The sequence below is a fragment of the Pseudomonas sp. I8001 genome, assembly GCF_013385345.1.
Classification (GTDB): domain Bacteria; phylum Pseudomonadota; class Gammaproteobacteria; order Pseudomonadales; family Pseudomonadaceae; genus Aquipseudomonas.
Genome location: NZ_JACAQC010000057.1, coordinates 27,414 through 52,806 on the forward strand (window position 1 = coordinate 27,414; position 25,393 = coordinate 52,806).

The 25,393-nt window shown below is 61.3% G+C and carries 27 protein-coding genes; 10 read left to right on the top strand and 17 right to left on the bottom strand.

All coding sequences use genetic code 11. The features are described from left to right. Positions 1-43: 43 nt before the first annotated feature. Positions 44-583, top strand: coding sequence for a molybdenum cofactor biosynthesis protein B (moaB, locus tag HX839_RS28475; protein WP_003209092.1), 540 nt, complete (start codon positions 44-46; stop codon positions 581-583). Next, the gene (gene glp / locus HX839_RS28480; RefSeq protein ID WP_177068059.1) at positions 567-1,793 is read left to right on the top strand and encodes a gephyrin-like molybdotransferase Glp; all 1,227 of its coding nucleotides are present in this window, start codon (positions 567-569) and stop codon (positions 1,791-1,793) included. Before moaB ends, glp begins: the two co-directional genes overlap by 17 nt. A gap of 143 nt (positions 1,794-1,936) precedes the next feature. On the opposite strand, the gene HX839_RS28485 is transcribed toward glp, so the two are convergent. From HX839_RS28485 to minC, 5 genes are all read right to left on the bottom strand, one after another. Further along, on the bottom strand, positions 1,937-3,226 hold the full coding sequence (locus tag HX839_RS28485) for a M18 family aminopeptidase (RefSeq protein WP_003209095.1): 1,290 nt from the start codon (positions 3,224-3,226) through the stop codon (positions 1,937-1,939). Between the two features lie 171 nt (positions 3,227-3,397). After that, a complete protein-coding gene (locus tag HX839_RS28490; protein ID WP_008432172.1) occupies positions 3,398-4,033 on the bottom strand; it encodes an RluA family pseudouridine synthase in 636 nt (211 codons plus the stop codon). A gap of 96 nt (positions 4,034-4,129) precedes the next feature. Further along, on the bottom strand, positions 4,130-4,384 hold the full coding sequence (minE, locus tag HX839_RS28495) for a cell division topological specificity factor MinE (protein WP_003175252.1): 255 nt from the start codon (positions 4,382-4,384) through the stop codon (positions 4,130-4,132). A 3-nt stretch (positions 4,385-4,387) separates the two neighbouring features. Further along, positions 4,388-5,200: a septum site-determining protein MinD gene (gene minD / locus HX839_RS28500; RefSeq protein ID WP_003209098.1), complete on the bottom strand. Its 813-nt coding sequence runs from the start codon at positions 5,198-5,200 to the stop codon at positions 4,388-4,390. A 199-nt stretch (positions 5,201-5,399) separates the two neighbouring features. Then, complete coding sequence (gene minC, locus HX839_RS28505; RefSeq protein ID WP_003209099.1) at positions 5,400-6,137, bottom strand: septum site-determining protein MinC; 738 nt, start codon at positions 6,135-6,137, stop codon at positions 5,400-5,402. A 118-nt stretch (positions 6,138-6,255) separates the two neighbouring features. Between minC and HX839_RS28510 the strand changes: the two genes are divergently transcribed. Together HX839_RS28510 and HX839_RS28515 are read left to right on the top strand one after the other, a co-directional pair. Next, the gene (locus HX839_RS28510) at positions 6,256-7,191 is read left to right on the top strand and encodes a lipid A biosynthesis lauroyl acyltransferase (protein ID WP_087694782.1); all 936 of its coding nucleotides are present in this window, start codon (positions 6,256-6,258) and stop codon (positions 7,189-7,191) included. Between the two features lie 32 nt (positions 7,192-7,223). After that, on the top strand, positions 7,224-8,375 hold the full coding sequence (locus HX839_RS28515; RefSeq protein WP_177068060.1) for a patatin-like phospholipase family protein: 1,152 nt from the start codon (positions 7,224-7,226) through the stop codon (positions 8,373-8,375). 140 nt (positions 8,376-8,515) lie between these two features. Here HX839_RS28515 and HX839_RS28520 read toward each other — a convergent pair whose 3' ends face one another. The 8 genes from HX839_RS28520 to puuE form a co-directional block, all read right to left on the bottom strand. Next, on the bottom strand, positions 8,516-9,301 hold the full coding sequence (locus tag HX839_RS28520; protein ID WP_003209104.1) for an outer membrane protein OmpK: 786 nt from the start codon (positions 9,299-9,301) through the stop codon (positions 8,516-8,518). After that, positions 9,298-9,693: a hypothetical protein gene (locus HX839_RS28525; RefSeq protein WP_134326009.1), complete on the bottom strand. Its 396-nt coding sequence runs from the start codon at positions 9,691-9,693 to the stop codon at positions 9,298-9,300. Before HX839_RS28525 ends, HX839_RS28520 begins: the two co-directional genes overlap by 4 nt. A gap of 43 nt (positions 9,694-9,736) precedes the next feature. Beyond that, entirely contained in the window at positions 9,737-11,089 is a 1,353-nt protein-coding gene (locus HX839_RS28530; protein WP_087694784.1) for a nucleobase:cation symporter-2 family protein, read from the bottom strand. Between the two features lie 196 nt (positions 11,090-11,285). Continuing rightward, a complete protein-coding gene (locus tag HX839_RS28535; RefSeq protein ID WP_008432185.1) occupies positions 11,286-12,587 on the bottom strand; it encodes a urate hydroxylase PuuD in 1,302 nt (433 codons plus the stop codon). Between the two features lie 50 nt (positions 12,588-12,637). Beyond that, the gene (locus HX839_RS28540; RefSeq protein WP_003209110.1) at positions 12,638-13,141 is read right to left on the bottom strand and encodes an ureidoglycolate lyase; all 504 of its coding nucleotides are present in this window, start codon (positions 13,139-13,141) and stop codon (positions 12,638-12,640) included. A 137-nt stretch (positions 13,142-13,278) separates the two neighbouring features. Further along, complete coding sequence (gene alc / locus HX839_RS28545) at positions 13,279-14,274, bottom strand: allantoicase (RefSeq protein ID WP_003209112.1); 996 nt, start codon at positions 14,272-14,274, stop codon at positions 13,279-13,281. 80 nt (positions 14,275-14,354) lie between these two features. Beyond that, a complete protein-coding gene (uraD, locus tag HX839_RS28550; protein WP_087694786.1) occupies positions 14,355-14,870 on the bottom strand; it encodes a 2-oxo-4-hydroxy-4-carboxy-5-ureidoimidazoline decarboxylase in 516 nt (171 codons plus the stop codon). After that, complete coding sequence (gene puuE, locus HX839_RS28555) at positions 14,867-15,793, bottom strand: allantoinase PuuE (protein WP_008432189.1); 927 nt, start codon at positions 15,791-15,793, stop codon at positions 14,867-14,869. Before puuE ends, uraD begins: the two co-directional genes overlap by 4 nt. Before the next feature lie 461 nt (positions 15,794-16,254). Here puuE and uraH point away from each other — a divergent pair, with 461 nt between their 5' ends. Then, positions 16,255-16,608, top strand: a complete 354-nt coding sequence (gene uraH, locus HX839_RS28560; protein WP_134326010.1) for a hydroxyisourate hydrolase — start codon at positions 16,255-16,257, stop codon at positions 16,606-16,608. A 130-nt stretch (positions 16,609-16,738) separates the two neighbouring features. On the opposite strand, the gene HX839_RS28565 is transcribed toward uraH, so the two are convergent. The 3 genes from HX839_RS28565 to HX839_RS28575 all read right to left on the bottom strand — a co-directional run bounded on the left by HX839_RS28565 (position 16,739) and on the right by HX839_RS28575 (position 19,401). Then, entirely contained in the window at positions 16,739-17,365 is a 627-nt protein-coding gene (locus tag HX839_RS28565) for a LysE family translocator (protein WP_008432192.1), read from the bottom strand. Positions 17,366-17,428: 63 nt separating this feature from the next. Beyond that, positions 17,429-18,775, bottom strand: coding sequence for an NCS2 family permease (locus tag HX839_RS28570; RefSeq protein WP_063031998.1), 1,347 nt, complete (start codon positions 18,773-18,775; stop codon positions 17,429-17,431). A gap of 191 nt (positions 18,776-18,966) precedes the next feature. Next, complete coding sequence (locus HX839_RS28575) at positions 18,967-19,401, bottom strand: MarR family winged helix-turn-helix transcriptional regulator (RefSeq protein ID WP_003212841.1); 435 nt, start codon at positions 19,399-19,401, stop codon at positions 18,967-18,969. An 82-nt stretch (positions 19,402-19,483) separates the two neighbouring features. Here HX839_RS28575 and HX839_RS28580 point away from each other — a divergent pair, with 82 nt between their 5' ends. Together HX839_RS28580 and HX839_RS28585 are read left to right on the top strand one after the other, a co-directional pair. Beyond that, on the top strand, positions 19,484-20,650 hold the full coding sequence (locus HX839_RS28580) for a PLP-dependent aminotransferase family protein (RefSeq protein WP_003212839.1): 1,167 nt from the start codon (positions 19,484-19,486) through the stop codon (positions 20,648-20,650). Positions 20,651-20,660: 10 nt separating this feature from the next. Next, positions 20,661-21,263 (top strand): glutathione S-transferase family protein, encoded by a 603-nt coding sequence (locus HX839_RS28585; RefSeq protein ID WP_008432197.1) that lies wholly within the window; start codon positions 20,661-20,663, stop codon positions 21,261-21,263. Between the two features lie 105 nt (positions 21,264-21,368). Here the strand turns inward: HX839_RS28585 and HX839_RS28590 are convergent, their stop codons facing one another. Then, on the bottom strand, positions 21,369-22,265 hold the full coding sequence (locus HX839_RS28590; RefSeq protein WP_003213144.1) for a LysR family transcriptional regulator: 897 nt from the start codon (positions 22,263-22,265) through the stop codon (positions 21,369-21,371). Positions 22,266-22,396: 131 nt separating this feature from the next. Between HX839_RS28590 and HX839_RS28595 the strand changes: the two genes are divergently transcribed. The 3 genes from HX839_RS28595 to HX839_RS28605 are packed head-to-tail and all read left to right on the top strand — an operon-like array spanning position 22,397 to position 25,339. Further along, entirely contained in the window at positions 22,397-23,689 is a 1,293-nt protein-coding gene (locus tag HX839_RS28595; protein ID WP_003213142.1) for a CitMHS family transporter, read from the top strand. A gap of 1 nt (position 23,690) precedes the next feature. Continuing rightward, positions 23,691-25,022 (top strand): acyclic terpene utilization AtuA family protein, encoded by a 1,332-nt coding sequence (locus HX839_RS28600; RefSeq protein WP_177068061.1) that lies wholly within the window; start codon positions 23,691-23,693, stop codon positions 25,020-25,022. Beyond that, positions 25,019-25,339: a hypothetical protein gene (locus HX839_RS28605; RefSeq protein ID WP_177009490.1), complete on the top strand. Its 321-nt coding sequence runs from the start codon at positions 25,019-25,021 to the stop codon at positions 25,337-25,339. Before HX839_RS28600 ends, HX839_RS28605 begins: the two co-directional genes overlap by 4 nt. Positions 25,340-25,393 lie beyond the last annotated feature (54 nt).

Below are 25,393 nucleotides of genomic sequence, written 5' to 3' on the forward strand. Positions count from 1 at the left end.
GTGATATAACATCGGGCTGTTCCTTCGACAACCGGACCGAGCCATGAAAGCCAAGGCTGATGCGCCCTTTGTACCCCTGAATATCGCTGTATTGACGGTCAGCGACACCCGCACCCTGGAAACCGACACCTCGGGCCAGGTCTTCGTCGACCGCCTGACCGCCGCCGGTCACCTGCTGGCCGAGCGAGTTTTGCTTAAAGATGATCTGTACAAAATCCGTGCGCAAGTGGCGCACTGGATTGCCGAAGACGTGGTGCAGGTGGTGTTGATCACCGGCGGCACCGGCTTCACCGGCCGCGACAGCACCCCGGAAGCGGTGAGCTGCCTGCTGGACAAGCAGGTGGATGGTTTCGGCGAACTGTTCCGGCAAATCTCCGTGGCCGATATCGGCACCTCCACCGTGCAATCCCGTGCCCTGGCCGGCCTGGCCAACGGCACACTGGTGTGCTGCCTGCCGGGCTCCACCAACGCGGTGCGCACCGGTTGGGACGGGATTCTCGCCGAGCAATTGGATAACCGTCACCGCCCGTGCAACTTCGTCCCGCATTTGAAACAGGCCGAGCCCTGTGAATCCCGTGGGTAAGCCGGGCAAGACCGGCGCGTTGATGCCGGTGGAAGACGCCCTCGAACAATTGCTGGCGATGGCCGAGGCAGCGCCGATTCGCGAGCCGGAAACGTTGGCGCTGGCCGAGTGTGATGGTCGGGTGCTGGCCCAGGCGTTGATCTCCACGCTGGACTTGCCGCCCTGGCCCAACAGCGCCATGGACGGATACGCCCTGCGCCTGGCGGACTGGACCGGTGAGCCACTGGTAGTCAGCCAGCGCATTTTTGCGGGCACGGCACCCGAGCCCTTGGCTGCCGGTACCTGCGCGCGGATCTTCACCGGAGCCCCGGTACCGGAGGGCGCGGACTGCGTCGAGATGCAGGAAAACGCCGTGGTCCATGCCGATCAGCGGGTGAGCTTCACCGAAGCGTTGCAGGTGCATCAAAACATCCGTCCCCAAGGCCAGGAAACCACGGTGGGCGAGTGGGTGTTGCCAGCAGGTACACGCCTGGGCCCGATCGAGTTGGGCCTGGCGGCTTCACTGGGTCGTGATCGGCTGGAGGTGGTACGACGCGCCCGCGTGGCTGTGCTGTCCACCGGCGACGAGTTGATCGAGCCGGGCCTGCCGCTGGGGCCCGGGCAGATCTACAACAGCAATCGCCGGGTGCTGTGCAGCTGGCTGGAGCGCCTGGGCTGCGAAGTGGTGGACGCCGGGATCCTGCCGGATGACCTGGAACAAACCCGCGAACGCCTGGGCGCATTGGGCTCGGTAGACCTGATTCTGTCCACCGGCGGTGTGTCGGTGGGGGAGGCGGATTTTCTCGGGATTGCGCTGCGGGAAGAAGGGGAGCTGGCGCTGTGGAAGCTGGCGATCAAGCCGGGCAAGCCGCTGACGTTCGGGCATTTCCGTGGTGTACCGGTGATCGGTTTGCCGGGCAATCCGGCGTCGACGCTGGTGACCTTTGCCTTGCTGGCGCGGCCTTACCTGTTGCGCCGCCAGGGCGTGGAAGACGTGCAGCCGCTGCGCATTGAAGTGCCCGTGGGGTTTGTCTGGCCCAAGCCGGGGAATCGCCGCGAGTATTTGCGCGGGCGGCTGGAGCAGGGCAAGGCGATCATCTACCGCAACCAGAGCTCGGGTGTGCTGCGTAGCGCGGCGTGGGCCGAAGGTTTGGTAGAAGTGCTGGAGGGGACGACGCTGGAGATCGGTGACCGGGTCAACTTCATTCCGCTGAGTGAAGTGTTGAACTGAGCCCGATCTATCAAACAATGAAGATCAAAATGTGGGAGCGGGCTTGCTCGCGAAAGCGGTGGATCAGTCACCCGATGTATTGACTGACCCTCTGCATTCGCGAGCAAGCCCGCTCCCACATTTGATTTGTGTTCATCCTGCAATTACGGCAAGTCGCGACTCGCGTAAAACGCACTCAACACCTTCACCAGGTGCGCCAGGTCGTGGCTGCCGCACAGCTCGCGAATCGAGTGCATCGCAAACGTCGGCAAGCCGATATCCACGGTGCGCACGCCCAGGTGGCTGGCGGTGATCGGGCCGATGGTCGAGCCGCAACCCATGTCGCTGCGTACCACAAAGCTTTGCACCGGCACTTCTTCGGCCATGCACAGGTGGCGGAAGAACCCGGCGGTTTCGCTGTTGGTGGCGTAGCGCTGGTTGCTGTTGACCTTGATCACCGGGCCGGCATTGAGTTTCGGGCCGTGGTTGGCGTCGTGCTTCTCGGCGTAGTTGGGGTGCACGCCGTGGGCGTTGTCGGCAGACACCAGCAGCGACTTCTGGATAGTGCGTACGAACTCATCGCCCTCGGGCAGCAGGCGACGCAGGGTCTGCTCCAGCATCGGGCCGTCGGCACCGCAGGCGGAGCACGAGCCGACTTCTTCGTGGTCGTTGCAGACCAGCACGCAGGTTTCATCGGTTTCGGCGGTGAGCAGGGCTTGCAGGCCGGCGTAGCACGACAGCAGGTTGTCGAGGCGGGCACCGGCGATAAAGTCGCCATTGAGGCCGATCACGGCCGCGCTCTGGGTGTCATAGAAGCTCAGCTCGTAGTCGAGCACCACATCGGCGTTCAACCCGTGTTCACGAGCCAGTTGCTCGGTCAGCACTGCGCGGAAGTCCACGCGCTCGTCACCGGCGAACTGCGCAAGGATCGGCGGCAGTTCGGTCTGGGCATTGATCGCCCAACCCTGGTTGGCTTCACGGTTCAGGTGAATGGCCAGGTTGGGGATGATCGCGATGGGCAGCTTGAAGTCGATCAGCTGGCTTTCGACCTTGCCGTCGCGGCGGAAAGTGACGCGGCCGGCCAGGGACAGATCGCGGTCGAACCACGGCGCCAGCAGCGCGCCGCCGTACACTTCCACACCCAGTTGCCAGAAGCCCTGGCGTTGCAGTTCAGGCTGTGGCTTGACCCGCAGGCACGGGCTGTCGGTGTGGGCGCCGACCAGGCGGATGCCGCCTTGCAGGGGCGAGTGTCGGCCGAGTTTGAAGGCGATGATCGAGGAGTCGTTGCGGGTCACGTAATAGCGCCCGTTGGCCTCGGTGGTCCAGGTCTCGCGCTCGTCAAGACGCTGGAAACCGGCCGCTTCCAGGCGCTGTGCAAGGGCGGCGGTGGCATGGAACGGGGTAGGGGAGGCCTTGAGGAAGTCGATCAGGCCTTGGTTCAACTCTTCGCGCATAAGTAGCTCCAGACAGCAATGGCGCGAGTTTACCGTCCGACGGGATAAGTGCACAGAACAAATGTGGGAGCGGGCTTGCTCGCGAATGCGGTGTGTCAGTCGCCGAATGGGCTAACTGATCCACCGCATTCGCGAGCAAGCCCGCTCCCACATTTTAATTGCGTTTACAGGTTAAAACGGCGCGGGGCACTCGAAGCGCAGACGCTCGCCGCTCTGGGGATGGGTGAAGCTCAGCATGCTGGCGTGCAGGCACAGACGTGGCCAGGCAGCCAAGGCCTGTTCGTGGGCGTACAAGCCATCGCCCAGCAACGGATGCCCGATGGACAGCATATGCACGCGCAGTTGATGGGAGCGGCCGGTGATCGGTGTCAGCTCAACCCGACACCAGTCGCCGCAACGCTCCAGGACTTTCCAGAAGGTCAGCGCGTTCTTGCCGAACTCGTGGTCCACCACGTGCCGTGGCTTGGTCGGTGGGTCGTAGCGCAAGGGCAAGTCGATGCTGCCGCTGTCCAGTTCCGGTTGGCCCCAGCAGAGTGCGGTGTAGGCCTTTTCGGTTTCCCGGTCATGAAACTGGCGGGACAGTTCACGGTGGGTATCCGCGTCTCGGGCCAGCAGGATGATCCCGGACGTTTCCCAGTCCAGGCGATGGACGATGCGGGCTTCGGGGTAGCCGTTTTCCTGCAGGCGGGTGATCAGGCAGTCCTTGTTGTCGTCGGCGCGACCGGGCACCGAGAGCAGCAGGGTAGGCTTGTTCACCACCAGGACAGCAGCGTCCTGATGAAGGATATGGACATTGGACAACGGCATTAAAACAGCCTCGTAACAAACGCCAACGGCGGCTCGCTCACCCGGCCCCGTGAGGGGAGCCAGGTAACCGAGCCGCCGTGGCGACCGCCTTTTCGATCAACGATCAGGCAGGGTGATATTGAGTTCCAGAATCGAGCAGCTGCCGTCATTTTCCAGGGCGACATGCACGTCATCGTTACCGATGTTGACGTACTTGCGGATCACTTCCACCAGTTCCTTCTGCAGGGCTGGCAGGTAATCCGGGGTGCTGCGTTGGCCGCGTTCGTGCGCCACGATGATCTGTAGACGCTCTTTCGCTACCGACGCGGTACTTGGCTTTTTGTTGGCGCGAAAGAAGTCGAGAAATTTCATTGTTTAGTTGCCTCCAAAGATACGCTCGAAGAATCCCTTCTTCTTAACATCGAGGAAGCGATGTTCCACGGTCTTGCCCAGCAAGCGATCTACCGCATCGCTGTACGCCTGGCCGGCGTCGCTCTGGTCGTCAAGAATCACCGGCACACCTTGGTTGGATGCCTTCAGGACGGCCTGGGATTCCGGGATCACACCCAGCAGGGTCACGGCGAGGATTTCCTTCACGTCTTCAACGCCGAGCATTTCGCCATTGCTGACGCGCTCAGGGTTGTAGCGGGTCAGCAGCAGGTGTTCCTTGATCGGATCTTCACCTTTCTCGGCGCGCTGGGACTTGCTGGCCAGCAGGCCGAGCATGCGGTCCGAGTCACGTACCGAGGAGACTTCAGGGTTGGTCACGACGATGGCTTCGTCGGCGAAGTACATCGCCAGGTGAGCACCGGTCTCGATACCCGCCGGGGAATCGCACACCACGTATTCGAAGGTTTCCTTCAGTTCGGCGAGGACCTTGCCCACGCCTTCCTTGGTCAGCGCGTCTTTGTCGCGGGTCTGGCTGGCGGCCAGTACATACAGGTTCTCAAGGCGCTTGTCCTTGATCAGGGCCTGTTGCAGGTTGGCTTCGCCATTGACGACGTTGACGAAGTCGTAAACCACGCGGCGTTCACAGCCCATGATCAGGTCGAGGTTACGCAAGCCGACGTCGAAGTCGACGATAACTGTCTTGTGGCCGCGCAGAGCGAGGCCGGTACCGATAGCGGCGCTGGTGGTGGTCTTACCCACACCACCCTTGCCGGATGTAACCACGAGAATCTTGGCCAAGGTGTTTCACCCCTAAGGAAAAAGGACTTTTTAGTCCCTGAAAAACATCTCTTGTCACTCGCTGCAGGCGGGCAGCTCTTGTAGGAGAAAGCACGGTTTGCCTGGGCAAACCCCACCTTAAAATTATTCCTACACAAGTTTTGCCGTTTTCGCTGTGCTATCAGAGTCCAGAGATGCTTGGAAAATGCGGCAGTATCCGTTAAAGACGAACGATGTTCAACACATCGCCCGACAGGCTGACTTGTACCCCGGCCCCCCACAGCGGATCGCGGCGCAAATCTTCCGAAACCTTGTACTGGCCTGCGATGGACACTAGCTCAGCGGTCAACTGCTGGCAAAAAATACGGGCCTTGGTGTCACCTTTTATGCCGGCCAGGGCACGACCACGCATGGGGCCGTATACATGGATGTTTCCATCGGCGAGAAGTTCCGCCCCCGGGCTGACCGGGGCGATGACGACAAGGTCGCCACCCTGGGCGTAAATCTGCTGCCCGCCCCGTACGGGAGAGGTGATGATCTTTGTCGGCTTGATCGTCGGCTCCGGCGGTTTCTCCGGTTTTTTCTTCTCTTCGCCGACCAACGGGTCGAGAGGACGCTCGCGGGCACCCGACGGCGGCAGTACTGGCAGTTCAATAGCGATTGCCGCAGCAATGTCTTCGATACGGCTGGCACGGATCGCCAGGGTGCGCAGGCCATGCTGGCGGCACACGCGCATCAGCCCGGGCAGGTCGACCGCGCCCTGGCCGGCCGGGAGCTTGTCCAGGGCCAGCACCAGCGGTGCATTGTTGAAGAAGTTCGGCGCCAGGGCGACCTTGGCGGCGAGCTGGCGGTCCAGGGCATCAAGGTCGTTGCGGGCCAGTTCCAGCACGGTAATGGCGAGCATGCTGCCTTTCAACTGGAACACGGGATCTTGGTCTAGCGGTTCGGTTTGGCTCATGGTCGGCAAAGCGGCTTGTCACGAAAAGTGTCGAGACTTATAACGAGAACATCCGCTAGCCGCAAGCCGGGTCGAACCGTTGTAGAATGCGCGGCCGTTGTCTTTACCGGAATCTTGAATGGATCGCCCGCGTTTTCGAGCTGTATTTTTTCATCCGCGCTTCTGGCTGTTATGGCTGGGGCTGGGTTTGCTGTGGCTGATTGTGCAGTTGCCGTACCGGGCTTTACTGGGGATTGGCCGTGCCTTGGGGGCGGGAATGTACCGGGTGGCCGGTGAACGTCGACGTATCGCCGCACGAAACCTGGAACTGTGCTTCCCGGAAAAGTCCGCTAAAGAGCGTAAACATTTGCTCAAGGAAAACTTTGCCTCCACCGGCATCGCGTTCTTCGAGATGGCCATGAGCTGGTGGTGGTCCAAGCCGCGCCTGGCGCGCCTGGCCCATGTCGAAGGGCTGGAGCACCTCAAGCAGGCGCAACTGGAAGGCAAGGGCGTGATCCTCATGGCCCTGCATTTCACCACCCTGGAAATCGGCGCCGCCTTGCTCGGGCAGAAGCACACCATCGACGGCATGTACCGCGAGCACGGCAACCCCTTGTTCGATTTCGTCCAGCGCCGTGGCCGCGAGCGGCACAACCTCGACTCCCTGGCCGTAGAGCGCGAAGACGTGCGCGGCATGCTCAAGCTGCTGCGGGCCGGTCGTGCGATCTGGTACGCACCGGACCAGGACTACGGCGCCAAGCAAAGTATCTTCGTGCCGCTGTTCGGTATTCAGGCCGCCACCGTCACTGCCACCAGCAAGTTCGCACGCCTGGGCAAGGCTCTGGTGGTGCCGTTCACCCAGGAGCGCCTGGCCGACGGCAGCGGTTATCGCCTGGTGATCCATCCGCCGCTGACCGACTTCCCGGGTGAATCCGACGAGATCGATTGCCTGCGCATCAACCAGTGGGTCGAAGCCTCCGTGCGCGAATGCCCCGAGCAATACCTGTGGACGCACCGCCGCTTCAAGAGCCGGCCGCCAGGTGAGCCTAAGCTGTATGAAAAACGCCGCCGTTGATCTGAAGTCCCCAAGCACCATGGAGTGATGCAATGCGCCCAGCTGAACCGGTCACAGGCTTGATTCTTTCCGGCGGCGGGGCGCGGGCCGCCTATCAGGTGGGGGTATTGGCGGCGATAGCCGAGCTGTTGCCGCCGGGCGCGGCCAATCCGTTTCCGGTGATCGTCGGCACCTCGGCCGGGGCGATCAATGCGGTGAGCCTGGCCAGTGGCGCCATGGACTTTACCGCCGCCATCCAGCGCCTGACCGCCTTCTGGCAGGGCTTTCGCAGCCACCTGGTGCTGCGCAGCGACTGGCCCGGGGTGATCAGCCAGGCCAGTCGATTCCTTATCCACAGCCTGCTGGGGATGGGGGCGCACGAGCCAGTGGCGCTGCTCAACAGTTCGCCGCTGCGGGACTTGTTGCGCGACAAACTGCACCTGGAAGGTATCGCGCAGTCGATCCGCGAGAAACACCTTCATGCTGTGGCGGTGACCGCGTTCGGGTACGAGTCCGGGCAAGCCGTGACCTTCTATCAGGGCGGCGGCACCATCGATGCCTGGTTGCGGCATCGGCGCATCGGCATTCCCACCCAATTGACCGTTGAACACTTGCTGGCCAGCTCGGCGATTCCGTTGCTGTTTGCGCCGGTCAAACTCGGCCAGGAATATTTTGGTGACGGGGCGGTGCGCCAGTCGGCGCCGATCAGTCCTGCGTTGCACCTGGGCGCCAGCCGCGTGCTGGTGGTGGGGGTCAGTGGCAACCCGCGTGGCAACGATCCATCGAACCCGGCGCGCACCTTCACCGGCCAGGAGCCGACGTTGGCGCAGATCGGCGGGCACATGCTCAACAGCACGTTCATCGACAGCCTGGAAAGCGATATCGAATTGCTCGAGCGCCTGAACCAGTTCAGCCACGTGTTGCCGGCCAACGCGGCGATACAAGGTTTGGCGCCAGTGGAAGTATTGGTGATCGCTCCCAGTCAGCCAATCGACGAAATCGCGGCACGTCACCGCCAGGAATTGCCGGCGGCATTGCGCCTGTTTCTGCGCGGGCCGGGGGCGACCAAAACCAGTGGCGCGGGGGTGCTCAGTTACCTGCTGTTCGAGGCGGGGTATTGCAGCGAATTGATCGAATTGGGAAGGCGGGATGCGCTGGCCAAGCGCGAAGAGTTGCAGCGGTTCCTGGGCCTGACACCGGACTGAATGTGGGAGCGGGCTTGTGTGGGAGCTGGCTTGCTCGCGAATGCGGTGTGTCAGTCGCCAGATGTATTGACTGACCCACCGTATTCGCGAGCAAGCCCGCTCCCACATAAACCCGATTCCACAGGGGATAGGCGGTGTGGTTAGAAGTGGTACTTCACCAACAGGCTCGCAGTGTCCTGGTTGGTCTCGAACGCGCCGCTGTCCTGGATCCCGTACTTGTTCTTCCAGTAGTCGTATTCGATACCGACATACAACTGCTTCTCGCCCCAATGCAACGCCTTGCCCAGGTCATATTTGATCTGCGGGTTGAAGTGCAGGTTGGCGTGGTAAGTGCCGCGGGCGTTCTTGTCGTTATCCACCACCCAGTCCATGAAGCCGTCGATCAGCACATTGGAGTTGCCCACCGGGATCGTGTACGACCACACCGGTGTGATCTGCCATACGCCGTCACCCGGGCGATTGCCTTCGGTCTGGCGCTGGTAGAAGTTCAGCTGGAAGTAGTCGAAACCAGGGATTGCCAGGTCGAAGCCCGGGCCGAGCAAGTACGACTCGTTGTCGCCTTCGCCGAACTCGTAAGTGAACGCCAGCAACACGTCCTTGATCGGACCGAACGACAAGTCCTTGTCGAAAATCTTGCCGAACGACAAGCGTGGGCTGAACTCACCGTAGTAAGTACTCGGGCCGACATTGCCGTCTTCCTTGCCGTTGTAAAAGATGCGGTCGAGGAAGAAGAAGTTGTCGCCGTACTTCCACGCATCGGCGTGTTCGAAGGTCACGGTTTGCTGGATCTGCGGGTTAACAGTGAAGTTCTTGCCCCACAGATAAGTCAGGCTGTTGTTCTGCCACTGCAGCAGATCACCGGCCATGGCCTGGCCCCCGGCCAGCAGGGATCCTGCCAGCATCAGGCTGTTCACGGTACGTTTCATTCGGTTGCTCCCGAGGTAAAGGTTTCTGGTTTTTTTTCTAAGCGGACGCTCTGGTGTGGCGTCTTTTGGCTTGCCGCAAAAATCGTCTGTTCGGTCAGCTTTGATGCTTTTAGCAAGAGCTGCGCCAAGGTGTTTAAAAAGCCAAAAAATCCCCGTCGGCTGTGATGAACACAGTCGAATTCGGAGAGTTTTTGCACACGTTGGCTGCGGACGTGGGGCCGGGATAAGTTGGCCTTGCAGTCAGCTTTTACATTCGCTGTTTTTTTTTGAGTCGATTTGAGCGGGCGCCGAGAATACTGACTCCCAGGCCTGTGCTCAAGTGCGCCGTTAAAGAGCGCGCGGGGCGAGAATGGGGCACGGCGCGTGGCCGGCCCCGGGTGAATGGCGTACATGGTGTGTTCCCTGATCGTTATTGTTTTTGTTGTGACGCAGGAATCAATGTGGGTGTGCGTGAGCGCTTGGGGCAGCGCGTTCGGCGCCACCCAGGATGTTGAATAACAGGTTCAGCGACAGCGCGCTGATCGTGGCCATGGCGATGCCGCTGTGAGTGATCGGGCTCATCCATAGCGGCAACTGTGCAAAGAATTCGGGACGTACCACCGGGATCAATCCCATGCCGATACTCACCGCCACCAGCAACTGGTTACGACGGTCGGCAATGTCGGCTTCCTGGAGGATCTTGATCCCGGTGGCTGCCACCATGCCGAACATGGCAATCGCCGCGCCGCCCAGCACTGCGGGTGGAATCGACGCTACCAAAAAGGCGGCCTTGGGCAGCAGGCTCAGCACAATCAGGAACGCGCCGGCCACGATCGTCACCGAACGGCAGCGCACGCCGGTCATCTGCACCAGGCCGATGTTCTGCGCGAACGAGGAGTGGGTGAAGGTGTTGAAGAACCCGGCAAAAAACGATGCGCCGGCGTCACACAACAGGCCACGGCGGAGCATTTTCGGCGTGACTTCCTGGCCGGTGATCTTGCCCAGGGCGAGGAACATCCCGGTGGACTCGACGAAGATGATCACCACCACCAGGCACATCGACAGGATCGGTGCCAACTCGAACTTGGGCATGCCGAAATGCAGTGGCGTCACCACTTGCACCCACGGGGCGCGCGCCAGGCCGCTGAGGTCGACCATGCCGATCATCCCGCACAGCCCGTAGCCGAGGGCCATGCCGATCAGCACCGAGATATTCACCCAGAAGCCGCGCATGAAACGGTTGATCAGCAGGATGGTGGCCAGCACCAGCGCGGCAATCGCCAGGTAAATCGGTGAGCCAAACGTGGACGCCGCTGCGCCACCGCCGGCCCAATTGACCGCGACGGGAAACAGCGAAAGACCAATGGCGGTGATCACGGTACCGGTCACCAGCGGTGGAAAGAAGCGCACGACCTTGGACATGAACGGCGCGATCACCATGCCGAAAAAACCGGCGGCGATGGTCGCACCGAAGATCCCCTGCAGGCCGATGCCGGGCATGCCGGCCATGGCCACCATGCTGCCGACAGCGGCGAAACTGGCGCCCATCATCACCGGCATACGAATGCCTACCGGGCCGATGCCGAAGGACTGGACCATGGTTGCGATGCCCGCCACCAGCAGGTCGGCGTTGATCAGGAAGGCGATTTCTTCACGGCTCAGGCCTGCGGCCTGGCCGATGATCAAAGGCACGGCGACGGCGCCGCCGTACATCAGCAAGACGTGTTGCAGGCCTACCAGAATCAGTTGCAAGAGGGGCAGCCGCACCATGGCGGGCGCGGCAGGAGTCTGCGTTTCTAGCTGGGACATGCAACACCTCGGATCTTTTTATTGTTGTGTTGTTCGGCATTCAATTGCCGTGTGGAACTCATTCGTCAAAGCACACCGCAGATCCCATGTGGGAGCGGGCTTGCTCGCGAACGCGGTGGTTCAGTCACCTGAAGTGTTGAATGACACACCGCATTCGCGAGCAAGCCCGCTCCCACACTAGTCCTGCGTTAATCAGTCAGTTGGTACGCGCCCCCTGAGTGATCCAGGTGCCAATCAAGTCCCGTTCCTGCTGGGTCATCTGGGTGATATTGCCCAGCGGCATGATCTGGCTGGCCACGGCCTGTGCCTGGATGCGCGGGGCCATTTGCTGGATCTGCTGCGGCGTATCAAACATCACCCCGGCCGGCGCGGTGCTGAACAGCGGGCTTGTCGGCTTGGCCGAATGGCACACCGCGCAGCGCTCCTGGATCACCCCGTGGACCTTGTCAAAATCAATCGATGCCTGGGCCGGTGCTGCTTCGGCAGGTGCCGGTGCAGGTGCCGCTGGAGCAGCCGGTTTAAGCCCGCCACCCAACGCCGTTTCCGGCAGCGGCTGGTACTCGATGGCCGCTGGCGCCTTGGCCACTTCCGGTGCAGTCGCCACCGGTTTTGGGCCGGTCACGTAGGCCAGGCAAATCATTGCCAGTGCGCCAACCGGCAAGGTCCAGGCATATTTCTGGCTGTTATGACGGGTGTTGAAGTAGTGACGCACCAACACCGCCGCCACCGCGATACCTGCGAGGATCAGCCAGTTGTATTGGCTGCCGTAGGTGCTCGGGAAGTGGTTGCTGATCATGATGAACAGCACCGGCAAGGTGAAGTAGTTGTTATGACGCGAACGCAGCAAACCCTTGGCCGGCAGTGCCGGGTCGGGTGTGCGGTTTTCCGCGATGGCCGCCACCAGTGCACGCTGGGCCGGCATGATGATGCGGAACACGTTGCCCACCATGATGGTGCCGATCACGGCGCCCACATGCAGGTACGCACCACGACCGCTGAACACCTTGCTGAAGCCGTACGCGGCGGCAATCAACAGTACGAACAGGATCAGGCCGAGCAGGGCAGGGCGCTTGCCCAGTGCCGAGTCGCACAGAAAGGAGTAGATGAACCAGCCGGCCAGCAGCGAGCCTAGGCCCAGCAACACACCTTCCGGACCGCTGAGGCTGCTGCCCGGGGCCAGCAGGTACAAGGTCGGGTTGGCGTAGAACACCACGCACAGCAGCGCGATGCCGGACATCCAGGTGAAGTAGGCTTCCCATTTGAACCAGTGCAGGTTGTCCGGCATGGTCGGCGGGGCCAGTTTGTATTTTTCCAGGTGGTAGATACCGCCACCGTGGATCGCCCACAAGTCACCGGCGAGGCCGTCCTTGGGGTTGACGCGGTTGAGGTTGTTTTCCAGCCAGACGAAGTAGAACGAAGCGCCGATCCAGGCGACGCCAGTGATCATGTGAACCCAGCGCACGCTCAGGTTCAGCCATTCCATCAAATGTGCTTCCACAGTCTTTACCTCTCGCCTGTCACTCTGTCGTCGAGTGATCAGACCTTCTCTTATTGGTGGGGGGCGAGGATCAACCGCTCATCCTCTTTGAAAAAATGCTCATCGCAGTTATTGCCTGTGCCACTGCGATCAACCACCAGGAAGTCATCCCGCTTTTCGATCGTCAGCACCGGGTGGTGCCAGACGCCGCGATGGTAATTAATGCCCTGCCTGCCGTTGGTAACGAAGGCGCGGACCAAGCCCGATACAGGTTCATCGCCAAGTGGCGCGACCACGATCAGAAAGGGGTTGCCGAGCAGCGGGATGAAAGCCTGGCTGCCCAGCGGGTGTCGTTCCAGCATGCACACTGTCAGCGGCATGTCCTGCGCGTCGGCGCGGAAGATGCTGATGATCGCGTTATCTTCTGGCGTGGCGGTTTCAACCGTCGCCAGTTTATGAAAGCGCATGGTCGACCCGTTGTTGATCATGAAGTGATCGCTGCCATCGGTTTCGATAACGTCTCCGAAAGGGGCGAAGGCTTCTTTGGTCAGGGGTTCGATCATCAGTGTGCGCATGGCTGTCTTCTTAATCTTGTGTATGGATCGTTCCCACGCTCTGCGTGGGAACGCCGCCCTGGACGCTCTGCGTCCGCTCTTGTGACGCAGAGCGTCACGGTATGCATTCCCACGCAGAGCGTGGGAACGATCGGGTGTTACTTCGAGACCTTACCGAGAACCCGCAGGCGGCTCACACCACCATCCGGGAACACATTCAGACGAATGTGGGTGATCGGGCCCAGCGCCTTGATCTGCTCGGCAAACGTGTGTTCAGCGTGCATTTCCAGTTTCTGCGCCGGCAGCAGTTCGCGCCAGAACAGCGATTGGGTTTCGATCTGGCTGTCGGTGCCGCCCTTCACGAATGCGCCCTGGATCGAGCAAGTGTCCGGGTAGTTGCCCTTGAAGTGCAGGGTGTCGACCACGATCTTCTCGATCTCGCCCGGGTGGCCCAGTGCGACGATCACCCAGTCATTGCCCGGCGTACGACGACGTGCGGTTTCCCAGCCATCGCCCATGTTGATGCCACGGCCCGGGTTGAGGATGTTGCTCATGCGCCCGAAGTGTTCATCGGAGCAGGCCAGTGCGCGGCCGCCGTTCAATGCAGCAGCCAGGTCCACCTGTTCGTTGTCGCCCACCGCCGACCAGTCGCGGAACGGAATGCCGTACACACGCAGACGGGCCACGCCACCATCCGGGTAGATGTTGAAACGCAGGTGGCTGAAGGCCTGGTCGTTGTTGATTTCGTGGAAGTGATGGCTGTTGCCTTGCAGCTCTACAGCCGACAGCACTTCAACCCATTGGGTGTTGTCATCCGGCTCGCCGCTCGCGAGGAAGCAGGCTTCCAGGGACGCCGATGGCGGGAAGTTGCCGGTGAAGAATGAAGTGTCGATGTCCACGCCTTTGATCGAACCCGGTACGCCCAGGCGGATCACGGCGCTGTCGTAGCCTTCGAAGCGCTTGCGGCGCGACTCCCAGCCGTCCATCCACTTGCCGTTGTCATCGAAAACGCCCTCCTTCCACACGGCCGGGGTCGGCTGGAACAGACGGTTGGCGTCGGCGAACCAGTCATCGGTGACAGAGATGATCTTGGTGCCCAGGCGGGCGTCGGCCAGGTTGACGAACTTTTCGAAAGGTACGGGTTGCGCTTTCATTCTTCTTGTCTGCCTTAAAGTAAGTGGCTTGGGATGCTCGCCAGGCCCTGGGCGTTCATGAATCGCTCGGGCCAGGTCTGCTAAAGGGTCAGTAATCGGAACAACGCGATTTTATTGATCTCGGCCAGCGCGCATTTGAACTCGGCTTCCACCGAGTTGTGAATGCGCGTTTCAAACGCGGCAAGGATCTGGTGCCGGTTGCTGCCTTTTACCGCCATGATGAAGGGAAACTTGAACTTGGCCTTGTAGCCATCGTTCAGCTCGGTGAAGCGCGAAAACTCGTCGCTCGAGCATTGGTGAATACCGGCGCCAGCCTGTTCATTAGTGCTGGCTTCGGTCAACTGGCCCTGGACGGCCGCTTTGCCCGCCAGGTCCGGGTGAGCGTTGATCAGGGCCAGTTGGCTTGCGTGATCGGCGCTCAACAGGATGTCGCTCATGCGCTGGTGCAGGGTTTCGATCTCGTCGATCGAAGCGTCCTGGCCCAGGTCGAAGGCCTTTTCGGCCACCCATGGCGAATGTTCGTAGATGTCGGCGAAGGCTGCGACGAATTCGTCGCGGCTCAGGGTCGACGGTTTCAGGGTTTGGAACGCGGTCATTTGGCGGCTCCCTGGAAAGGGTGTACGTCATGCCAGTGACGGGCGATGTCGACGCGGCGGGTGAACCACACCTGATCATGGCCCTTGGCGTATTCGATAAACCGCTTGAGGGCGGCCAGGCGTGCCGGGCGGCCGATCAGGCGGCAGTGCAAGCCGATGGAGAGCATTTTCGGTGCGTCCGCGCCTTCGGCATACAGCACGTCGAAGGCGTCTTTCAGGTATTCGAAAAAGTCGTCGCCCTTGTTGAAACCCTGGACCTGGGTGAAGCGCATGTCATTGGTGTCCAGGGTGTAGGGGATCACCAGGTGCGGCTTGCCGGTCGGGTTGTTGGGTTCCCAGTAGGGCAGGTCGTCGTCATAGGTGTCGCAGTCATAGAGGAAGCCGCCTTCCTCCATCACCAGCCGCCGGGTGTTGGGGCCGGTGCGGCCGGTGTACCAGCCCAGTGGGCGCTCGCCGGTGAGTTCGGTGAGGATGCGGATCGCTTCGAGCATGTGCTCGCGTTCCTGGGCCTCATCCATGTATTGGTAGTCGATCCAGCGGTAGCCGTGGCTGCAGATCTCGTGGCCGGCGGCGACCATCGCGCGGATCACATCCGGGTGGCGCTGGGCGGCCATGGCCACGGCGAAGATGGTCAGCGGGATATCGAATTCCTTGAACAACTTGAGGATGCGCCACACGCCGGCACGGCTGCCGTATTCGTACAGCGACTCCATGCTCATGTTGCGCTCGCCTTGCAGCGGTTGCGCCGAGACCATCTCGGACAGGAAGGCTTCCGACTCTTTGTCGCCGTGCAGGATGTTGCGCTCACCCCCTTCTTCGTAGTTGAGTACGAACGACAGGGCGATACGGGCCTTGCCCGGCCAGTGTGGGTGAGGAGGGTTACTGCCGTAACCGATCAGGTCGCGTGGGTAGTCAGCGCTCACTGCAGTCTTCCTTCTTGTTCGTGGTAGCGGTGTGTGTGGCGGCCGGGCAGCGGAAAGACTGGGTGGCGTCACAACGATGACTGATTGTATACAACTTAGTGTGCACTTTGTAAGCCTGTATTTCTGCATTTTTTCCGCAGGGTCTTTGCAGAATAGCACTGCAAGAAACCTGCCTGACTGGTCAGCTAAATTGAAAAAAACCTCATTCACTGTAGGAGCGAGCTTGCTCGCGAAAAACCTGAGAGCGCCTCGTTAACCCTGAAGCGCTGCGTTATCGTTAACGATCTTCGCGAGCAAGCTCGCTCCTACAGTATCGGCGTCAGCAACGGAACGCAGGCTTGTTGAATTTATTGTGTACAATTTTTTTGAAAAGTGTCTTAATCAGCCATCGCCGGCTTTTTCAGTGACCTGAAAAGGTGCGGTCTTTCACTTTTACTGACTTCGGGAGGCGCGCAGACGCTATGGGACGTTTGACCACACACGTATTGGACGCCGCGCATGGCTGCCCTGGCAGCGCAATCAAGGTTGAGTTGTACCGTGTCGAGGGCGCACAGCTTGAGCTGGTCGCCAGCACCCTGACCAATAGCGACGGCCGCTGCGATGCACCCCTGCTGCAAGGCGATGACTACCGCAGCGGTGTCTATCAGTTGCAGTTCAACGCCGGTGATTACTACCGCGCCCGCGGTGTGCAACTGCCCGAACCTGCATTTCTCGATGTGGTGGTGCTGCGCTTCGGCATCAGCGCCGAACAGGATCACTACCACGTGCCTTTGCTGATTTCGCCTTACAGCTACTCCACCTATCGCGGTAGCTGAGTCGTCACCGCGCTTCACACCCCCAAAGCTCTTCGTTGGTTTTTCGCCCGCTCACACTGCGGGCTTTTTTTCGCCTGCTGATTGCACCATAAAGGCGGCCCCGATCTTCAGTGCGATCGGGGTTGGATCTTCAGCGGCTCAATAGCGACGCAGCGCCGGCGCCTGTGAACAAGCCCGCACTGATCCGGTTGAACCAGCTCTGGCCCCTGCCGCTGCGCAGGTAGCGCGCGGCGCCATGGGCGCCGAGGCCGTAGGCCAGTTTGCACAGCAGGTCGAGCACGGTCCAGGTGGCGATCATGATCAGCAACTGCGGCAAAAAGGCCTGCTGGGCACTGAGGAATTGCGGCAGGAAGGCGGCGAAAAACAGGATGTCCTTCGGGTTGCTGGCGCCCAGCACAAAGGCCCGGCCAAACAGCGCACGAAAACGCGGGGTGGCGGCCACTTGCGGTACGTCGGCGACGTGGGCCGGTTGCCGGGATTGCTGCCAGCTCTGCCAGGCGAGGTAGAACAGGTACAGCGCGCCGACGATCTTCAGGGCGCTGAACAGCTGTTCCGATGCCAGCAACAACGCACCCAAACCCAGCGCCGAGGCGCTCAGCAGGCAGATGGAAGCAATCACCCCGCCGAGAAAGGCCGGGTACGAACGGCGCAGGCCGTAGTTCAGGCTGTTGCTGATCATCAGCAAGGACAGGGGGCCGGGGATCAGGATCACCACCAGCGCAGCGCCGCTGAACAGCAGCCAGGTTTCCAGACTCATTGCATTCCTCCATTCGTACAAAAGCCCCACCCGACGGGGTGAGGCAGGGTCAAGCGGGTTGGCCTACAGGAACGCGAACTTGGCGATGAAGATCGCGCAAAGCACCCACAGGCTGATGGAAATTTCCTTGTGTTTACCCGTGCCGGCCTTCAGCGCCACGTAGGTGATGAAACCCAGGGCGATGCCGTCGGCCACCGAGAAGGTCAGGGGCATCATGATGGCCGTGACGATCGCCGGAATGCTGTCGGTGGCGTCGTCCCAATTGATATGGGCCATGCCGCTCATCATCAGCATCGCCACATAAATCAACGCGCCGGCGGTGGCATAGGCCGGAATCATGCCAGCCAGCGGGGCAAAAAACATCGCTGCGATAAACAACACGCCAACCGTAACCGCCGTCAGCCCGGTGCGGCCACCAGCGGCAACCCCGGCGGCGCTTTCCACGTAACTGGTGACTGGCGGCACGCCGACCATGGCGCCGAACACGCTGGAGGCGCTGTCGGCTTTCAGGGCGCGGGAGAGGTTTTCGATCTTGCCGTCGGCATTCACCAGGCCTGCGCGCTGGGCCACGCCCATCAGGGTGCCGGCGGTGTCGAACATGTGCACAAACAGGAAGGCGAACACCACGCTGATCATGCTGACGTTGAACACGCCCATCACGTCCATGGCCATCCAGGTCGGTGCCAGGCTTGGCGGGGTGGCCATGATGCCGTGGTACTCCACCAGGCCCAGGCCCCAACCGGCGAGGGTCACGGCGATGATGCTGATCAGGATCGCGCCGAATACCCGGTGGTAGCTGAGGATCGCAATCAACAGGAAGCAGATGGCCGCCAGCAATGGGGCGGGTTCATGCAGGGAGCCGAGCTTGATCAGGGTGGCCGGGCTTTGCACGATGATGCCGGCGGTTTTCAGGCCGATCACCCCGAGAAACAATCCGACGCCGGCGCCCATGGCATGGCGCAGGCTCACCGGAATGCTGTTGAGCAGCCACTCGCGAATGCGTGAGAGCGTCAGGATCATGAACAACACACCGGAGATAAACACCGCACCCAGTGCCGTCTCCCAGTTGTAGCCCATGGTCCCGACCACGGTGTAGGTGAAAAACGCGTTCAGGCCCATGCCCGGCGCCAGGCCTACTGGCCAGTTGGCGTACAGGCCCATCAGCAGGCAACCCAGCGCGGCGGCGATGCAGGTGGCGACAAACGCCGCGCCGTGATCGATGCCGGCGTCGGCCATGATGTTGGGGTTGACGAAGATGATGTAGGCCATGGTGATAAAGGTCGTGAGGCCAGCGATCAGCTCGGTCTTCACTGTGGTGCCATGCAAGCGGAGTTTGAACAGGCGTTCCAGCCAACCGTTGTGGGTTGGCGAGAGGTCGAGCGTAGGGGCTTCGGATTTGCGGCTTTCCACAGCAAGTACTCCTCAAGAGTTTTATTGTTATTTCCAGCGCCGGACACATGAGTGGGCAGCAGCGCTTTGAGGTACCAGCGGGTTTTGTTGACCAATAGGTCAGGAACTCGCACGAAGCGAATTATGCTTTTGTATACAAATAAAGCAAATAATGTTTTCTATTTTGTGTGCGAAAGGGGATGAAAGGCAATTCAGGATTGGCCACTGAGTGCCTTGTTTACCGCCAGCCAGCCTTCTACCGCCGTCTCGCCTGCCTCGGCAAACGCCCGTTGCAGCAGCTTTACCTGTTCGCGCCGCAGCGATTGTTCGAAACGCCGGCCTTCCTCGGTCAACTCCAGCAGGCGCTTACGCTTGTCGGTCTCGGACGCCACGCTGTCCACCAGGTGCATCTCCTGCAGTTGGCGCAACGGCATGTTCAGCGCCTGTTTGCTCACGCCGAGCAGTTCCAGCAGCTCCTTGACGCTCAAGGCCGGGTAGCGCGCGATAAAAAACACGATGCGTTGATGCACCCGGCTCAAGCCGCGGCGCTCCAGCATTTCGTCAGCCTTGGCGGTGAACGCCTGGTAGCCGAAGAAGAAGGCTTCCATGGCGGTTTGCTGGCTGGTCTGGTTTTTAAGGTCAAGCATATTGACGTATCTGCCCAAGTCGTCGTAATTTCGGTCAAGCAGTTTGACGTATTTTCCCCAGGCTTTGCTACCGGTGACCCTTATGGCCTTCTCAGAACGTGTTTCGCGTCTTAAAAGCTCCCTGATCCGTGAAATCCTCGCGGCGGCGCAAAAGCCGCAGGTGATGTCCTTCGCCGGTGGCCTGCCGGCCGAAGTGATGCTGCCCACGCTGGATTGGGAAGGCATGCCGCTGAATATCGGCCAATACGGCATGAGCGAAGGCGAGCCACAGTTGCGTGAATTGCTGGCGGCCGAGGCGCGGGTGCTGGGTATTGCCTGCGATGCGCGCCAGGTCATGGTGGTCAGCGGCTCCCAGCAAACCCTGGACCTGGCGGCCAAGCTGTACATCGACAAGGGCACCAAAATCCTCCTGGAAGGCCCGACTTACCTTGCGGCATTGCAGATTTTCCAATTGTTCGGCGCCGATTGCCTGACCGTACAGCTTGAGGCGGACGGTCCGGACCTCAGAGCCTTGCGCAGCAGCCTTGAGCAGCATCGCCCGTCCTTCGTCTACCTGATCCCGACGTTCCAGAACCCTTCGGCGGTGCGCTACAGCGATGCCAAGCGCGAGGCCGTCGCCGCGTTGCTGGACGAGTTTGGCGTAACCCTGATCGAAGACGAACCCTACCGCGAACTGACCTTCGACGGCGGCAGCGCGCAACCCATCGTCAGCCGACTGAAAAAGGCCAGCTGGATCTACACCGGCACCGTATCCAAGACCTTGTTGCCCGGCCTGCGGGTCGGCTACCTGATCGCCAGTCCGGACCTGTTCCCGCACCTGCTCAAACTCAAGCAGTCAGCCGACCTGCATACCAACCGCGTTGGCCAGTGGCAGGCGATGCAATGGATCGGCACCGAGAAATACCAGCATCACCTGGTAGAGTTGCGCAGCTTTTACCGAGGCCGGCGCGACGCTTTCCAGGCTGCACTGGCGCGGCATTTCAGCGACCTGGCCGACTGGCAAATACCCCAGGGCGGATTATTCTTCTGGCTGACCTTGAAACAGCCGCTCGATACCCGCACCTTGTTGGCACCTGCGCTCGACCAGGACATCGCGTTCATGCCCGGTGAACCGTTCTTTTCCGAGCCGGACAATCATCACGGTCACCTGCGGCTCAATTTCAGCCATATCGACCCGGCGCGCTTGGACGAAGGTCTCAAGCGTCTCGCTGCGGTGGTCCGTCAAGCACAGCACGCGCAAGCGGCATAGGGGAGCCTCCATGTACAAGGTCTACGGCGATTACAAATCGGGCAACTGCTACAAAGTCAAACTCATGCTCAGCCTGTTGGGCATCGACTATGAGTGGATCGATGTCGACATCCTGAAGGGCGACACCCAGACCGCGGAGTTCCTGGCCAAGAACCCCAACGGCAAGATCCCGGTGCTGGAGCTGGAAGACGGCACCTGCCTGTGGGAGTCCAATGCGATTCTCAACTTCCTGGCCGATGGCAGCGAGTTCCTGCCCAGCGAACCGCGCCTGCGCACCCAGGTTCTGCAGTGGCAGTTTTTCGAGCAGTACAGCCACGAGCCGTACATCGCGGTGGCGCGGTTTATCCAGTTTTACCTGGGGCTGCCGGAAGATCGCCTGGAGGAATATAAGAAGCTGCACAAGGGCGGTTATAAAGCCCTGAAGGTGATGGAGCGCCAGTTGCAATTGACACCGTATCTGGTGGGCGACCAATTCTCGATTGCCGACGTGGCGCTGTATGCCTACACCCATGTGGCGGATGAAGGTGGCTTTGACCTGAGCGCCTATCCAGGTGTGCAAGCCTGGTTGAAGCGCGTGGCCAGCCATCCCAAGCATGTGCCGATGCTGGGCTGAAATGCGGTCAAAAATGTGGGAGCGGGCTTGCTCGCGAAAGCGGTGGATCAGCCAACCTATGCATTGGCTGACACACCGCCTTCGCGAGCAAGCCCGCTCCCACATTTAGTTTTGCGGTGCGCCAGGTAATTCTTCACTGAGCAACTCAAAACAGCGCTGCGCCGCTGGGCTCAACGGCTGTCCACTGCGACTGATCAACCCGATCTCCCGGTTCACCCCCGGATGATCAATGGTAATCCGCTTCAACCCCTCCAGACTGTCCGCCGCCGATTCCGGCAACACACTGATCCCCAAGCCCTGCCGCACCAACGCCAACACGGTCGACATGTAGTTGGCCTCCATCCCCGCGAGCATCGTCAGGCGTGTTTCATCGAACAACGCGTCCACCTGTTCCCGCACGCTGCTGTCGCGGCCGGTGAGGATGATCGGCTGGTCGGCCAGTTGCTCCAGGCTCAACTTTGCAAAACGAGTCAGCGGATGATCCAGCGGCACGAACGCACATAACCGATCATTCAGCACCGGCACAAACGCCAGTCCATGACTCAGCCGCGCCCGCACACCAATACCGAAATCCACCTCGCCCGAACGCACTTGCGCATGAATGCGGTGAGCAACCAGGTCATGCAAGCGGACCTCGATCCCGGCAAAACGCTCGCGAAACAGGCGCAGGGCGGGAGGCAACGCGCCGGCGCACACGGAGGGCAGGGCGGCGATGGTCACCACGCCTCGTCGTAGCGCTGCCAGGTCACGGGAGCCGGTGACGATGTTGTCCAGGTCCAGCAACAGCTTCTCCATCGGCCCGCGTGCATCCAGCCCGGCGGCGGTGATGCTGACGTGGCGCGGGCTGCGGTCGAGCAGCGCGACGCCCAGCCATTCCTCCAGTTGCTGCACCTGCACGGTCAGCGCCGAGGGCGACAAATGCAGTTCGTTGGCGGCCTTGGTAAAGCTGCCCGTGCGGGCAACGGCGAGAAACGCCTGGATATGCTGGATCGAATTTTTCATTTTTATTTTGCTCGAGCGTTTTGTTTTTTCGAATGTGGAGTGCCGAATATTCCAATTTACAAAGCCTAACGCGATTCCAATACTCCAGGGAAAACAATAACCGGCCGAAAACGCCGTTCTGGAGCTACCCCATGCTCGCTACCCTGGGTGTCATCACCATCCTGTGCCTGCTCACTGCCGTCATGAGCAAACGTCTGTCGCCACTGGTGGCCCTGATCGCCTTGCCGATCATCGCCGCGCTGCTGGGCGGTTTCGGCCTGCAAACCAGCGCCTTCATCATCACCGGCATCAAGAACGTCGCCCCCGTGGTGGGGATGTTTGTGTTCGCGATCCTGTTCTTCGGGATCATGACCGATGCCGGCATGCTGGATCCAATCATTGATCGCATCCTGCGCACGGTAGGGACGCGTCCTACAAGGATTGTCGTCGGTACCGCGACCCTGGCCCTGCTGGTGCACCTCGACGGCTCCGGCGCGGTGACCTTCCTGGTGACGGTGCCGGCGATGCTGCCGCTGTACACGCGGCTGGGAATTGATAAACGCATCCTCGCGTGTGTGGCGGCGATGGCGGCCGGGGTCAACTTCCTGCCGTGGACCGGCCCGGTACTGCGTTCCTCGGCGGCGCTGCACGTGCCGGTGGCGGACTTGTTCCAGCCGCTGATCCCGGTGCAGATCGTCGGCCTGGTCTTTGTATTCGCCTGCGCCTGGTGGCTGGGCCACCGGGAAGAAAAACGCCTGGGCCTGGGCGCTGGTTCCAGCGTGGACGCCGTGCCGCAACGGGTGCTCAGCGACGATGACATTGCCCTGCGTCGCCCGCGGCTGTTCTGGGTCAACCTGGTCCTGACGGTACTGGTGATGGTGGTGATGATCGCCGGCTGGGTCGACCCGGTGGTGATGTTCATGCTCGGCACGGTGGTGGCGCTGTGCATCAACTACCCGAACGTCGACGCCCAGCGCGCGCGGATCGACGCCCACGCAAAAACCGCCCTGACCATGGCCAGCATCCTGCTCGCTGCCGGTGTGTTCACCGGCATCATGCAAGGCACCGGCATGCTCAAGGCCATCGCCGAAGTGGCGGTGGCGCAGATTCCGGCGGGCCACGGCAAGTTGATCCCGGCGGTGGTGGGCTTCCTGTCGATGCCGCTGAGCATGCTGTTTGACCCGGATTCCTACTACTTCGGCGTGATGCCGGTGATCGCCGAAGTCGGCAAGGCCTTGGGCGTCGACCCGCTGCAAGTGGCCCAGGCCTCGTTGCTGGGCGTGCACACCACCGGCTTTCCGGTCAGCCCGTTGACGCCTGCGACCTTCCTGTTGGTGGGCCTGTGCAAGATCGAATTGGCCGATCACCAGCGCTTCACCATCCCCTTTCTGTTTGCCGCATCGGTGTTGATGACCCTGACGGCTTTGCTCCTGGGAGTGATTTGAAATGAAAACCTTGCGCATCGGTTCCGGCGCCGGCTACTCCGGCGACCGTATCGAACCTGCGGTGGAATTGGCCGAACAGGGCGACCTGGATTACCTGGTCTTCGAATGCCTGGCCGAACGCACCATCGCCCTGGCGCAACAGGCGCGGATCAGCGATCCACAAGGCGGTTACGACCCGCTGTTGAGTGAGCGCATGCGCCGCGTGCTGCCCTTTGTCGGCCGGCCCGAAGGGCGCCGACGCCTGCGGGTAATCACCAATATGGGCGCGGCCAATCCGGTGGCGGCGGCGGTTGAAGTGCGGCGGATTGCCAGTGAACTGGGGCTTAACCTCAAGGTGCTGGCGGTGGTTGGCGACGACGTGCTTGAGACCTTGCGTGCCCAGCCGGAGCAGTTGCTCGACAACGGCCAGACCCTTGGCTCGTTGGGCGAGCGGTTGATTTCCGCGAACGCCTATTTGGGCGCCGACGGCATTATCGACGCCTTGCGCGCCGAGGCTGACGTGGTGATCACCGGCCGGGTGGCAGACCCTTCGTTGTTCCTGGCGCCGCAGATGTTCGAATTCGGCTGGGCTGCGGATGATTGGCAACGGCTGGGGCGCGGCACGCTGGTGGGGCATTTACTGGAATGTGCGGGGCAGGTCAGCGGTGGCTACTTTGCCGATCCGGGTTTCAAGGACGTGGACGATCTGGCACGCCTGGGCTTTCCACTGGCCGAGATTGACCCAGACGGCGAGGCCTTGATCACCAAGGTCGCAGGTTCCGGTGGGCGGGTCAGCCGTGCCACGTGTACCGAACAATTGATCTACGAAGTGCACGACCCGGCGGCCTACCTCACACCGGACGTGTGCGCGGATTTTTCCCAGGTGGCGTTTACCGAAGAAGCCGTGGACCGGGTGCGTGCCCACGGCGCGAGCGGACGGCCACGTCCCGAAGCGTTGAAAGTCAGCGTCGGTTATCTGGACGGCTGGATCGGTGAGGGGCAGATTTCCTACGGTGGCCCGGGCGCGGTCGCTCGTGCGCAACTGGCTCGCGATGTGGTCCTGAAACGCTTGGAGTTGACCGGTGTGCGCATGCAGGACGTGCGTGCCGAATTGATCGGCGTCGACTCCCTGCACGGCCCGCGCAGCACGGTTGAACCGTGGGAAGTGCGCCTGCGCATCGCCGCCCGCTGCGCAGAACGCAGCGAGGCGGTGCGTGTCGGCAATGAAGTGGAAACCCTCTACACCAACGGCCCGTCCGGCGGCGGCGGCGCCAGCAAGAGCCTGCGCCAGGTGGTGGCGGTGGCATCGTTGCTGCTGCCTCGTCACGCGGTCAACCCGAGGATCGAGTCATGAAACTGCACACCCTGGCCCACTCCCGAACGGGCGACAAGGGCGACACCTCGAACATCTCGATCATCGCGTATCGGGCCGAGGACTATCCGCTGCTCTGCAAGCAACTCACGGCTGAGGTGGTGGCGGCGTTTTTTGCGCCGTTGCTGGAGGCGGGTGCCGCACCGGTGCGGCGTTATGAACTGCCCAATGTGCAGGCACTGAACTTCGTGTTGCCGGGGATCCTGCGGGGCGGGGTGACGCGGTCGCTGGCGCTGGACGCCCATGGCAAGTGCCTGGGCTCAGCATTGCTGGATCTTGAATTGGCAATACCAAACTAATGTGGGAGCGGGCTTGCCCGCGAAGGCGGAGTATCAGCCACTACGTCTGTGGCT

What these genes read in the sequence shown, in the direction of transcription:
- moaB (WP_003209092.1), top strand. Translation starts at nt 44, where the DNA reads ATGAAAGCCAAGGCTGATGCGCCCTTTGTACCCCTGAATATCGCTGTA.
- HX839_RS28485 (WP_003209095.1), bottom strand. Translation starts at nt 3,226, where the DNA reads ATGCGCGAAGAGTTGAACCAAGGCCTGATCGACTTCCTCAAGGCCTCC.
- HX839_RS28490 (WP_008432172.1), bottom strand. Translation starts at nt 4,033, where the DNA reads ATGCCGTTGTCCAATGTCCATATCCTTCATCAGGACGCTGCTGTCCTG.
- minE (WP_003175252.1), bottom strand. Translation starts at nt 4,384, where the DNA reads ATGAAATTTCTCGACTTCTTTCGCGCCAACAAAAAGCCAAGTACCGCG.
- minC (WP_003209099.1), bottom strand. Translation starts at nt 6,137, where the DNA reads ATGAGCCAAACCGAACCGCTAGACCAAGATCCCGTGTTCCAGTTGAAA.
- HX839_RS28510 (WP_087694782.1), top strand. Translation starts at nt 6,256, where the DNA reads ATGGATCGCCCGCGTTTTCGAGCTGTATTTTTTCATCCGCGCTTCTGG.
- HX839_RS28515 (WP_177068060.1), top strand. Translation starts at nt 7,224, where the DNA reads ATGCGCCCAGCTGAACCGGTCACAGGCTTGATTCTTTCCGGCGGCGGG.
- HX839_RS28520 (WP_003209104.1), bottom strand. Translation starts at nt 9,301, where the DNA reads ATGAAACGTACCGTGAACAGCCTGATGCTGGCAGGATCCCTGCTGGCC.
- HX839_RS28525 (WP_134326009.1), bottom strand. Translation starts at nt 9,693, where the DNA reads ATGTACGCCATTCACCCGGGGCCGGCCACGCGCCGTGCCCCATTCTCG.
- HX839_RS28530 (WP_087694784.1), bottom strand. Translation starts at nt 11,089, where the DNA reads ATGTCCCAGCTAGAAACGCAGACTCCTGCCGCGCCCGCCATGGTGCGG.
- HX839_RS28540 (WP_003209110.1), bottom strand. Translation starts at nt 13,141, where the DNA reads ATGCGCACACTGATGATCGAACCCCTGACCAAAGAAGCCTTCGCCCCT.
- alc (WP_003209112.1), bottom strand. Translation starts at nt 14,274, where the DNA reads ATGAAAGCGCAACCCGTACCTTTCGAAAAGTTCGTCAACCTGGCCGAC.
- uraD (WP_087694786.1), bottom strand. Translation starts at nt 14,870, where the DNA reads ATGACCGCGTTCCAAACCCTGAAACCGTCGACCCTGAGCCGCGACGAA.
- uraH (WP_134326010.1), top strand. Translation starts at nt 16,255, where the DNA reads ATGGGACGTTTGACCACACACGTATTGGACGCCGCGCATGGCTGCCCT.
- HX839_RS28565 (WP_008432192.1), bottom strand. Translation starts at nt 17,365, where the DNA reads ATGAGTCTGGAAACCTGGCTGCTGTTCAGCGGCGCTGCGCTGGTGGTG.
- HX839_RS28575 (WP_003212841.1), bottom strand. Translation starts at nt 19,401, where the DNA reads ATGCTTGACCTTAAAAACCAGACCAGCCAGCAAACCGCCATGGAAGCC.
- HX839_RS28580 (WP_003212839.1), top strand. Translation starts at nt 19,484, where the DNA reads ATGGCCTTCTCAGAACGTGTTTCGCGTCTTAAAAGCTCCCTGATCCGT.
- HX839_RS28585 (WP_008432197.1), top strand. Translation starts at nt 20,661, where the DNA reads ATGTACAAGGTCTACGGCGATTACAAATCGGGCAACTGCTACAAAGTC.
- HX839_RS28590 (WP_003213144.1), bottom strand. Translation starts at nt 22,265, where the DNA reads ATGAAAAATTCGATCCAGCATATCCAGGCGTTTCTCGCCGTTGCCCGC.
- HX839_RS28595 (WP_003213142.1), top strand. Translation starts at nt 22,397, where the DNA reads ATGCTCGCTACCCTGGGTGTCATCACCATCCTGTGCCTGCTCACTGCC.
- HX839_RS28600 (WP_177068061.1), top strand. Translation starts at nt 23,691, where the DNA reads ATGAAAACCTTGCGCATCGGTTCCGGCGCCGGCTACTCCGGCGACCGT.
- HX839_RS28605 (WP_177009490.1), top strand. Translation starts at nt 25,019, where the DNA reads ATGAAACTGCACACCCTGGCCCACTCCCGAACGGGCGACAAGGGCGAC.